9 protein-coding genes and 1 pseudogene are annotated in these 10,440 nt (G+C 40.1%); 8 read left to right on the forward strand and 2 right to left on the reverse strand.

What is annotated here, in order from left to right; translation table 11 throughout:
* The first annotated feature begins 7 nt into the window (after nucleotides 1-7).
* A complete protein-coding gene (gene thiD, locus HC179_RS03030; RefSeq protein WP_168862999.1) occupies nucleotides 8-811 on the forward strand; it encodes a bifunctional hydroxymethylpyrimidine kinase/phosphomethylpyrimidine kinase in 804 nt (267 codons plus the stop codon).
* Nucleotides 808-1,455, forward strand: a complete 648-nt coding sequence (gene thiE / locus HC179_RS03035; RefSeq protein WP_168863000.1) for a thiamine phosphate synthase — start codon at nucleotides 808-810, stop codon at nucleotides 1,453-1,455. The genes thiD and thiE overlap by 4 nt, the downstream gene beginning before the upstream one ends.
* Nucleotides 1,456-1,608: 153 nt before the next feature.
* Here thiE and hmpA read toward each other — a convergent pair whose 3' ends face one another.
* Complete coding sequence (gene hmpA, locus HC179_RS03040; RefSeq protein WP_168863001.1) at nucleotides 1,609-2,838, reverse strand: NO-inducible flavohemoprotein; 1,230 nt, start codon at nucleotides 2,836-2,838, stop codon at nucleotides 1,609-1,611.
* 209 nt (nucleotides 2,839-3,047) lie between these two features.
* Nucleotides 3,048-3,248: a cold-shock protein gene (locus HC179_RS03045; protein ID WP_168863002.1), complete on the reverse strand. Its 201-nt coding sequence runs from the start codon at nucleotides 3,246-3,248 to the stop codon at nucleotides 3,048-3,050.
* Between the two features lie 803 nt (nucleotides 3,249-4,051).
* On the opposite strand from HC179_RS03045, the gene HC179_RS03050 reads away from it, so the two are divergent.
* From HC179_RS03050 to HC179_RS03070, 6 genes and pseudogenes are all read left to right on the forward strand, one after another.
* On the forward strand, nucleotides 4,052-5,809 hold the full coding sequence (locus tag HC179_RS03050; RefSeq protein WP_168863003.1) for an ABC transporter ATP-binding protein: 1,758 nt from the start codon (nucleotides 4,052-4,054) through the stop codon (nucleotides 5,807-5,809).
* Nucleotides 5,810-5,946: 137 nt separating this feature from the next.
* A pseudogene (locus HC179_RS21320) lies at nucleotides 5,947-6,966 on the forward strand (ABC transporter transmembrane domain-containing protein); the annotation flags it as partial.
* A gap of 84 nt (nucleotides 6,967-7,050) precedes the next feature.
* Entirely contained in the window at nucleotides 7,051-7,842 is a 792-nt protein-coding gene (locus HC179_RS21325) for an ABC transporter ATP-binding protein (RefSeq protein ID WP_481747951.1), read from the forward strand.
* Nucleotides 7,843-8,013: 171 nt separating this feature from the next.
* On the forward strand, nucleotides 8,014-8,832 hold the full coding sequence (locus HC179_RS03060; protein ID WP_168863004.1) for an amino acid ABC transporter substrate-binding protein: 819 nt from the start codon (nucleotides 8,014-8,016) through the stop codon (nucleotides 8,830-8,832).
* Nucleotides 8,819-9,520: an amino acid ABC transporter permease gene (locus HC179_RS03065; RefSeq protein ID WP_168863008.1), complete on the forward strand. Its 702-nt coding sequence runs from the start codon at nucleotides 8,819-8,821 to the stop codon at nucleotides 9,518-9,520. Before HC179_RS03060 ends, HC179_RS03065 begins: the two co-directional genes overlap by 14 nt.
* Nucleotides 9,521-9,560: 40 nt before the next feature.
* Nucleotides 9,561-10,304 (forward strand): amino acid ABC transporter ATP-binding protein, encoded by a 744-nt coding sequence (locus HC179_RS03070; protein WP_168863005.1) that lies wholly within the window; start codon nucleotides 9,561-9,563, stop codon nucleotides 10,302-10,304.
* The last annotated feature ends 136 nt before the right edge of the window (nucleotides 10,305-10,440 follow it).

A 10,440-nucleotide genomic window follows, 5' to 3' on the forward strand; every position in this document is an offset into this window, starting at 1 on the left:
GAAGGTTATGGTAGCAAAAGTATTAACAATAGCAGGTTCCGATAGTGGCGGAGGGGCTGGCATTCAAGCTGATATAAAAACATTTCAGGAGCTGGATGTGTATGGGATGTCTGCCATCACCGCCCTTACAGCCCAAAACACATTAGGGGTTCAAAACGTCTTTCCGATACCTGTTGACATGGTGTTAGAGCAATTGAATTCTATTGCAGAGGATTTGCGACCGGATGCATTAAAGACTGGAATGCTTTTCAGTGGCGTCATTATTGAATCGGTAGCCGATAAGATTAAAGAATACGGCTGGGGAAATGTAGTGGTGGATCCTGTCATGATAGCCAAAGGCGGAGCAAGACTTTTACAGGATGATTCCATCAAAGCTATTCGCGAAAAACTCTTACCAATTGCGACTGTAACGACGCCAAATATCCCTGAAGCGGAAGTGCTGACGGAAATGACGTTGGATACAATGGACAGGAGGAAGAAAGCAGCTCGAATGCTTCATAAACTTGGCTCTTCCCATGTTGTCATCAAAGGTGGACATGGGCAAGAGGACGAGTTAGTGGATCTTGTTTATGATGGCCATAGATTTTTTGAGATGAAAAGTATGCGCATTGATACAAGGCACACTCATGGAACCGGGTGTACGTTTGCAGCAGCCATCGCAGCAGGTCTTGCAAAAGGTTGTACAGCAGAGGATGCTATATTGACGGCAAAGCGATTTATTTATCATGCCATTGAGGTAGAGCTTGGAATTGGTAGTGGTCATGGTCCAACCAATCATTGGGCATACCGGAAAGCAGGTGTTGGGGTATGAAAAGGGAGTGGTTGAATCTATATTTTGTGATGGGCAGTGCTGATTGTGATGATCGAGATCCTAGTGGAGTTCTGCAGCAAGCAATTAACGGAGGAGTAAGTTTTTTTCAGTTTCGTGAGAAAGGGCATGGTGCCAAGGTAGGGATAGAAAAAAGCAAGCTTGCATGGGAACTTAAGGAAATCTGTAAGAGGCATAATATCCCTTTTATTGTGAATGATGACATTGATTTAGCTTTGGAAGTTGAAGCGGATGGCGTGCATATTGGGCAAGAAGATACACCTTTTTCAGTGGTGGCGGAACGTCTAACACCTGGGATGATTATTGGTGTTTCTTGTCACACTCTGGAAGAGGCTGCAGCTGCTGTGGATGATGGCGCAGATTACATCGGAGTGGGTCCCATGTATTTTACTTCCACAAAAAAAGACATTAGGGAAGTGAAGGGGCCAGAGGTAATCAGTGAGATTAGGAACGCTGGCTTGACGGTTCCAATAGTGGGCATTGGCGGTATTACTGTTGAAAATGCAGCAAAGGTGTTAGCGGCTGGAGCGGATGGAGTCGCAGTGATTTCTGCCATTTCAAAGGCGGCATCACCTATGGAAGCTGCGGCAGGTTTTTGTCATATTCACAACATTGTCAAAAATTAATCACTAAATCTACTAAACAATGGTATAATAAAATCACCATTTACTTTATAACATGTTTGCATGTAGTCCCCTGCTCTTAATTTGAGAGCAGGGGTATTTTTTTGTGGAAACAAAGAGCCTGCCTCATAAATGCAGCAAGCCTCTCATCACATTTTATTTTACAACCGCTTCTTCCTTCTTCATATCAATGAAAGGTCCGAAAAATTCGTATTTAATGTTTTCCTCCGCAACTCCAAGTTTACCAAGCATGGAGATGATAAACTTCATGAAAGGAACTGGTCCACACACATAATACAGAGTATCTTTGTCTATGTTCATCGCTTTAAACATCTTTTCCGTGATGTAACCTTGTTCATGGAAAGCTCCTAATCGTATATCCTCTTCTAATGGATTTTCATAAACAAAAAGCTTTTTCCCGTTTTCCATCAAGTCGATGGTTTCCCTAACCTCGTCTTTAAAAGCATGTACAGAGCCGTTTCTGGAAGCATGAATGAAAGTGGTTGGTCTTGATGGTTGTTCTTTCGCAATGGTCTTCAACATACTTAGCAGTGGGGTGATTCCAACCCCACCGCTTATCAAGAAAACAGGTGTGTCTTGTTTTGTTTCAAGAATGAAGTCACCAGCTGGTGCAGTCACTTCCAAGGTATGCCCTGGTTCCACCTGATCATGAAGGTAATTGGATACTACCCCATCAGGAACACCCTTTTCTTTTTTGACAGAGATTCGGAAGTATTCCCCGTTACTTGCATCAGATAAACTGTACTGGCGATTGTAAAAGTTCATTTCTCCTGGTATAGAGGTTCTAATAGTGATGTATTGTCCAGGGATGAAAGACGGTACATGAGACCCATCAGACGGCTTCAAGTAGAAGGAAGTAATGAGCTCACTTTCCTCGACTTTTTCCACCACTTCAAAGTTTTTGAAATCCTCCCAGCCGCCCGTTTGTTGCGCTGCTGTTTCATACATTTCTTTCTCAACAGAAATGAAGACATCTGCAATGGCTCCATATGCTTCTCCCCAAGCTGCAATAATTTCATCTGTTGCTGCATCTCCAAGAACTGCCTTGATTGCTTTAAGTAAATGATCGCCGACTATAGGATAATGTTCTGGTTTAACAACCAAGCTTCGATGTTTATGGGCAATCTGTTTGACCGCTGGTAAAAGAACTTCCAATTGATCGATGTATGTAGCTGCTGCATATATCGTGTTTGCTAAAGCGGTTTGCTGTCGACCTTTCTTTTGGTTGGCATGATTAAAAATATTTAATAACTCAGGGTGGTTGGAAAATAGTGTTTTATAGAAATGCGTTGTAATCTCTTCACCTTTTACGGCTAACACTGGAGCAGTTGATTTTACAATTTGAATAGTGGTTGAGCTAAGCATCTGAATTCCTCCCTGTTAATATAAAGGTATATTTTAAATGCATCTTTATTATAAGATATAGTGGTGATAAAAGTAATATATCAAATACATCTTTAACAAATTGGTCACATGTCGGGCTTAGCATTGGATTCTACTTCTCTGAATAATTCATAAAAACCAAAATAAAAAGACCCCCATCACTGGGGGTCTTTTATATGCTGTGCTATAAATTATGCTTTAACTACGTTAGCAGCTTGGTCGCCACGGTTACCTTGAACGATTTCAAAAGTAACAGATTGACCTTCTTCTAAAGATTTGAAACCTTCGCCTTGGATCGCTGAGAAGTGAACGAATACGTCGTCTCCGTCTTGGCGCTCGATGAATCCGAAACCTTTTTCTGCATTAAACCATTTTACTGTACCTTGTAACATGTTGTTACCTCCTAGTGTGCTTGCACACAATGTATTACTATTCTTGCTCTTAGAAATATCAAGGCGAAAGTTAAATCTTAACTTTGAATCCTTACATACCGAACAAAAATAATTCTTCTTAAGAATAACAGTAAAATCCCAAAATAGCAACCCACCAGCACAAAACCCCAATTGTACGTGTGCTTATTATAGAGGGGGGAATTTTCCTGTGCGGGTCTGACCCCTTCTTTTAATTTAATAAATGTAACATCAGTGAAATATTTAAATTATTTTAATTTTGGTAATTTTGGTGATTGACAAGTGCTTGTATGGGGTGGTAAGTTTAAAAAGTGGAAATTATATGAAACTAAATCAAATTTTAAGGAAAGGGAGGGTTCGATGATGATTAAGTTTGTGACAATTGAAATTGTAGATCGTAAATTCATCAATTTAATAAATCTCGTGACCTGTCCTGTTAGAAATTCGGTTATTGTATTTTAATCGTCGAATTATCTATTCCTTTTAACGTATAGGCGTAAGGATAACTTTGGAGGATACACAGGTCACCATCAGGGCGTGACGTGTGCTTTTTTTATGGAGAAAAAAGGTGGCATACCGAGGAACGTTCGGTATGCCACCTTTTTGTTTTGATTTATTTCTATAATTTTCCAAATTTAAAATAACTGGGAGCAACAACACTTCCATATAAAACAGGAGGAATACAAAATGGGAAATATTTACATTAGGTTAATGATGTACAAAGTGGCTTCGGATGGAGGGTAGCAAGAAACTTGAATTCAGCTTAGAAGGGAGAGTTTTTCATTATGTTTTCAGTACTAGGAAAATTGGGTTGGTTTTTTAAGGAACATTGGAAAAGGTACACAATAGCAATAGCATTACTTATTTTTGCAGGGATCTTAGAGGTTATTCCGCCAAAAATGATTGGAATGGCCATTGATGATATCCAAGTAGGCGCGTTTACGCCTGAAAAATTAATGCAATATGTAATCTTTCTAACCATATTGGCGATAGTCATTTATGGGATCACTTACACTTGGATGTATCAGCTCTTTGGTAGCTCCTTCTTAGTGGAAAGATCCTTAAGATCGAAATTGATGGGCCATTTGTTAAAGATGACGCCTACTTTTTATGAGAAAAACCGTACAGGGGATTTAATGGCCAGGGCAACGAATGACCTCAAAGCCATTTCCACTACAGCAGGGTTTGGGGTTTTAACGCTGATCGATTCTAGTGTGTTCATGCTGATCATTTTAGGGACGATGGGCTTTATGATCAGTTGGAAGCTTACATTAGCAGCAATTATTCCATTACCGTTAATGGCACTTGCAATGAATATTTATGGCAAGAAAATTCACCAGCGTTTTACAGAGGCACAAGATGCATTTGGTGATATGAATGACAAAGTGCTTGAATCAATAGCTGGAGTGCGTGTTATACGCGCTTATGTGCAGGAAAGAGCGGACCAGGGCAGATTTCATCAGATGACAGATGATGTGTATAAGAAGAATGTTAAGGTTGCCATCATCGATTCACTTTTTGAGCCGACCATTAAATTGCTTGTCGGCGCAAGTTACCTGATTGGACTCGGCTATGGGGCATACTTGGTTTTCCATAAATCAATCACACTAGGGGAACTGGTGGCGTTCAACGTTTATTTAGGTATGTTAATTTGGCCGATGTTTGCAATTGGTGAATTGATTAATGTCATGCAAAGGGGAAATGCTTCGCTCGATCGTGTTAACGAGACACTAGCATACAAAGAGGATGTCAGCGATCACCATGAACCGATTGATGTTTCCACACCAAAAATCATTGAATTTAATCAAGTTACTTTCAAATACCCCTCCTCCACAGTGGACAATTTAAAGAATGTTTCTTTCCACTTAAAAGCAGGGCAAACACTTGGAATTGTAGGAAAAACGGGTAGTGGGAAAACGACATTGATTAAGCAACTTTTAAGAGAGTACCCACTTGGTACAGGTACTATCAATATAAACGGGGGGGATCTAGAAAAAATCCCATTGCACACCATTCAAGGCTGGATTGGCTATGTGCCACAGGATCATATCCTATTCTCGCGGTCTGTTAAAGAAAACATCTTATTTGGAAAAGAAGATGCAACAGATGAAGAAATTGCACAAGCAATCAGATCATCTGCTTTTGAAAAAGATCTTGACTTGCTTCCGGAAGGGTTGCAAACCTTGGTTGGAGAAAAAGGTGTATCGCTATCAGGTGGACAAAAACAGCGGATTTCAATAGCACGGGCCCTTATTGCAGATCCTGAAATATTGATACTTGATGACTCATTATCAGCAGTCGATGCGAAAACGGAAGCAACGATTATAGAAAATATTAGAAATGAACGCGCTGGAAAAACAACATTCATTACCACTCACCGTTTGTCAGGGGTGCAGCATGCGGATTGGATTATTGTTTTGGAGGATGGAGAAATTGTAGAGTCCGGTATGCATGATCAGTTGATGGCCATTGGGGGCTGGTACAAAGAACAGTTTGAAAGACAGCAAGTTCAATCGCCAAAAGGAGGCGAGGTTTTAACATGAATGAAATAAAGAAAATTAAATCAGGCAAACGTCTGTTTCAATATGCACTAACGCAAAAGAAAATCATTATTATTGCCTTGTTTATGCTGTCCGTTGCAGTTGCAGCAGAGTTGACAGGTCCTTTTATCGCAAAAAGGATGATAGACAATCATATTCTTGGGATTGAAAAAGCTTGGATTGAAACAGAGCAAGATGGAGAAAATCGAGTATATTTCGAAGGGAAGTACTATGGACGGGAAGACCGCGAAGCAGTGGTTGCCACTCCAGAGAATACGGCTAGGATTCTCCAAGTCGGCAGAGAATATTATTTCCTGCCATCAGACATCAGCTTTGATGGGGAAAGATCTGCTGAAAATGGTGAAGTAACCATTAGTAGAGGAGAAGAGGAGCAAACCTATCCTGCTCAAAGATTGACAAATAGTGAACTGATTAACTTTTATCAGCCAGAAGTGAAATATATCATCTATCTTGTAGGAATATACTTTGGCTTGCTTGTATTAGCCTCTTTCTTTCAATACGGTCAAAGTTATTACCTGCAGACATCTGCCAACCGCATCATTCAAAAAATGAGGGAGGATGTGTTCGGGCAGATACAGAAATTACCGATCCAATATTTTGATCATCTTCCTGCTGGTAAGGTAGTATCAAGGATTACCAATGATACGGAAACGATTAAAGAGTTGTATGTCACAGTCCTTGCGACTTTCTTTTCTGGTTTGATTTATATAACGGGAATTTATATCGCTTTATTTTTACTTGACGTAAGATTGGCGTTAATTTGCTTGACCTTAATCCCAATTCTTATTGTCTGGTTTATCTTTTATCGAAAGTATGCGTCCGTTTATAACCACAAAATCCGGGCACTTCTTAGTGATATTAACGGTAACATTAATGAGTCTATTCAAGGAATGACCATTATTCAAGCTTTTAGACGTCAAAAGAAGGCAACAGAAGAGTTTGAGGGATGGAATGAACAGCATTTCACTTTCCAAAATAAACTGTTAAGCCTTAATGCTTTAACATCCCATAATCTTGTAGGAGTACTTAGAAATATTTCATTTGTCGTGGTGATTTGGTATTTCGGAGGTGCTTCATTAGGGATTGGGACTGTCGTTTCCCTAGGGGTACTTTATGCATTTGTTGACTATCTAGGTAGAATGTTCGGCCCGATTACCGGCATGGTTAATCAATTGGCAAACCTTGAACAGGCACGTGTATCCGCGGTCCGAGTGTTTGAACTGATGGATGAAGCCGGAATTCAAGTTTCCGACGTAAAACATCCTCGCTATGAAGGGAATGTCTCCTTTGAATCTGTCTGGTTTGGCTACAAGGAAAATGAATATGTATTAAAGGATATTTCTTTTACAGCTTCAAAAGGGGAAACCGTAGCACTGGTCGGTCATACTGGGTCAGGTAAAAGCTCCATCATGAATCTTTTGTTTCGTTTTTATGATATTGAAAAAGGTAAAATCATTATTGATGGGGAAAACATTCAAGAGCTTCCTAAGCAAGCAATCAGGCAGCACATGGGAATCGTCCTTCAAGATCCGTTCTTGTTTACCGGTACTATTTCCTCCAATGTAAGCCTGGACGATCCAACTATCTCCGTCGATCGCGTGAAAAAGGCGCTTGAAGATGTAGGGGCAATGGAATTTATCAATGCATTGCCAAAAGGGTTAGAGGAGCCAGTCATTGAAAAAGGAAGTACGTTATCTTCCGGACAACGTCAATTGATTTCCTTCGCACGTGCGTTGGCGTTCGACCCTGCCATCTTGATTCTTGATGAGGCGACAGCAAGTATTGATACAGAAACAGAAGCCGTCATTCAGCAGGCGTTGGAGGTCTTGAAGAAAGGAAGAACCACATTCATCATTGCCCACCGACTTTCTACCATTAAGAACGCAGACCAAATTCTCGTACTTGATCGAGGAGAAATAGTCGAGCGAGGTAACCATTCTGAACTGATGGAGAGAAAAGGCAAGTACTATCAGATGTACGAATTACAGCAGGGTAGCAAGGACCTTGCTGTCTAAGAGCATTAGGCTATGGGGGAAAATTACCCCCGTAGCCTTTTTGTTATTTTTACGGATATTGGGAGAAAATAAAAAGGAAAACAAAGTCTTTGACAAGCTTCAAGACTTCTTATACTATACAGTATGTTGCAATAAAAATAATTCATATAAGAATACTGGGGGTTTAACAGAATGAAGAAAATTTTATCTCTATTCACATTACTTTTACTAGCTACGGTAGTGTTAACTGCATGTGGTACAACAAATAATAATGGTGCTACAGGAGAAGCTCCGAAAGAGGAAACGGACAATCTTCTGAGCAAGGTGGAAGAAGAAGGGGAACTTCTAGTTGGGACGGAAGGTACTTACCCTCCATTCACATTCCATGATGAGTCTGGAAAATTGACAGGCTTTGACGTAGAAATTGCAGAAGCGATTGCTGAAAAAATGGGTGTAGAAGTAAAATTCATGGAAACACAATGGGATGCGATGTTTGCTGGTCTTGATTCAAAGCGATTTGATATGATTGCCAACCAAGTGGGTATTCGTGAAGATCGTTTAGAGAAATACGATTTCTCCGACCACTATATAACATCAGCTGCAGTACTTGTAACAAAAGAAGATAATGAAGAAATCAAAAGCTTTGAAGACATTGAAGGCAAAAAATCTGCGCAATCTCTAACAAGTAACTATGCAGACATCGCCCGTGAATATAAAGCGGAAATCGAAGGGGTAGAAGGATTTAACCAAGCAATAGAATTGATTAACTCCAACCGTGTCGATGTTACAATTAATGATAAATTATCCGTTCTTGATTTCCAAAAAAATCGTCCAAATGCAGCAATTAAAATTGTTGATGAAGCGGATGATGCTGCACAAAGTGGTATGATGTTCCGCAAAGGCAGTGACGAATTAGTAGAAGCAGTAAACAAAGCACTTGCTGAAATTATTGAAGATGGAACGTATGAAGAAATTTCAGAGAAATGGTTTGGTGAAAATGTACTTAACTAATATCCTGACAGATCCGGAACGTTTAGATAGATGGATGACAATCGCACAAAGTTCCCTTCTCCCTTTGGTGAAGGGAGCTTTGTCTTATACAATACCGTTGACGCTACTTTCATTCAGTTTTGGGCTGATGATTGCTATTTTAACGGCATTGGCACGTATTTCGCCAATTAAACCATTACAAATTATAGCTAGAATCTATGTATCCATTATTCGGGGAACCCCTCTTTTAGTGCAATTATTTATTATTTTCTATGGATTGCCTTCCATCGGGGTTACCATTGATTCATTTCCAGCCGCAGTTATTGCGTTTTCCTTGAATGTTGGGGCATATGCATCAGAAATAATCCGAGCAGCAATCCTTTCAACGCCAAAAGGACAATGGGAAGCGGCTTATTCCATGGGGATGAGTTATCCTCAAGCACTTAGGAGAATCATATTACCTCAGGCGGCAAGAGTCTCTATCCCGCCATTGTCCAATTCATTTATTAGTTTGGTGAAAGATACCTCTCTTGCTTCCTTGATTCTTGTAACAGAAATGTTCAGGGTGGCTCAACAAATTGCTGCAACCAACTATGAATTCCTGTTACTATATGCGCAAGCAGGGGCCATCTATTGGGTAATATGTTTTTGCTTATCCCTTGTACAAGGAAGAGTAGAACGTCGTTTGGACAGGTATGTTGCAAAATGATTTTATCAAGAAAACAGCCATTAATAAAGGAGCTCAAGATATGATTTCAGTACAGAGCTTATACAAGCAATTTGGAGAGTTAGAAGTATTAAAAGGTATAGATTTAAACGTGGAGCAGGGAAAGGTAGTAGTGGTAATCGGTCCATCTGGATCCGGTAAAACAACCCTTTTGCGTTGCTTGAATATATTAGAAACTCCTACTTCCGGTAGGGTGGAGATTGATCAGCAGGCACTAGATTTTGCTGAAAAGGTATCTTCAAATAAGATTGCCAGCTTTAGAAGACTAACAGGAATGGTGTTTCAAAGCTACAATCTATTTCCTCACATGACGGCACTTCAAAATGTGATGGAAGGTCCGATTACGGTAAAGAAAGAAGCAAAAGCAAAGGTGGAAGAACGCGCTAGGAGGTTGCTTGAAAAGGTAGGACTTGGAGATAAGCTAGATTTTTATCCTTTTCAGCTTTCCGGTGGTCAGCAGCAACGTGTAGGAATTGCCCGTGCACTTGCTATGGAACCAAAAGTGATGCTATTTGATGAACCTACCTCTGCACTAGACCCCGAACTTGTCGGAGAGGTGCTAAGAGTAATGAAGGAATTGGCGCAGGAAGGAATGACGATGGTGGTCGTTACACATGAAATGAAGTTTGCTAAAGAAGTGGCAGATGAAGTGATTTTCATGGATGATGGAAAGATTGTCGAGAAGGGTAAACCTGCTGAGATATTTGAAACTCCGAAGACAGATAGAACGAAACAATTCCTTCGTATGATTGAAAGTGGAGTATGATTTGTTAAAGAAGAGGCTGGGACAAAAGTGTTTTAGTCTAAATAAAACCCGAACTAATTTAAAATCTTAAATTAGTTCGGGTCTTTTTTCGTTTAAAAGATACATTTATTTTTTGGGTTGCACCAGCTGTTGATTG

The sequence above is a fragment of the Bacillus sp. RO1 genome (genome assembly GCF_012524115.1).
Taxonomy (GTDB): Bacteria; Bacillota; Bacilli; order Bacillales; family Bacillaceae_I; genus Sutcliffiella_A.

Excerpts from the sequence above, each read along its gene's own strand:
- HC179_RS03070 (WP_168863005.1), top strand. The coding sequence starts at position 9,561 with ATGATTTCAGTACAGAGCTTATACAAGCAATTTGGAGAGTTAGAAGTA.
- HC179_RS03050 (WP_168863003.1), top strand. The coding sequence starts at position 4,052 with ATGTTTTCAGTACTAGGAAAATTGGGTTGGTTTTTTAAGGAACATTGG.
- HC179_RS03045 (WP_168863002.1), bottom strand. The coding sequence starts at position 3,248 with ATGTTACAAGGTACAGTAAAATGGTTTAATGCAGAAAAAGGTTTCGGA.
- HC179_RS03060 (WP_168863004.1), top strand. The coding sequence starts at position 8,014 with ATGAAGAAAATTTTATCTCTATTCACATTACTTTTACTAGCTACGGTA.
- thiE (WP_168863000.1), top strand. The coding sequence starts at position 808 with ATGAAAAGGGAGTGGTTGAATCTATATTTTGTGATGGGCAGTGCTGAT.
- HC179_RS21325 (WP_481747951.1), top strand. The coding sequence starts at position 7,051 with ATGGATGAAGCCGGAATTCAAGTTTCCGACGTAAAACATCCTCGCTAT.
- thiD (WP_168862999.1), top strand. The coding sequence starts at position 8 with ATGGTAGCAAAAGTATTAACAATAGCAGGTTCCGATAGTGGCGGAGGG.
- HC179_RS03065 (WP_168863008.1), top strand. The coding sequence starts at position 8,819 with ATGTACTTAACTAATATCCTGACAGATCCGGAACGTTTAGATAGATGG.
- hmpA (WP_168863001.1), bottom strand. The coding sequence starts at position 2,838 with ATGCTTAGCTCAACCACTATTCAAATTGTAAAATCAACTGCTCCAGTG.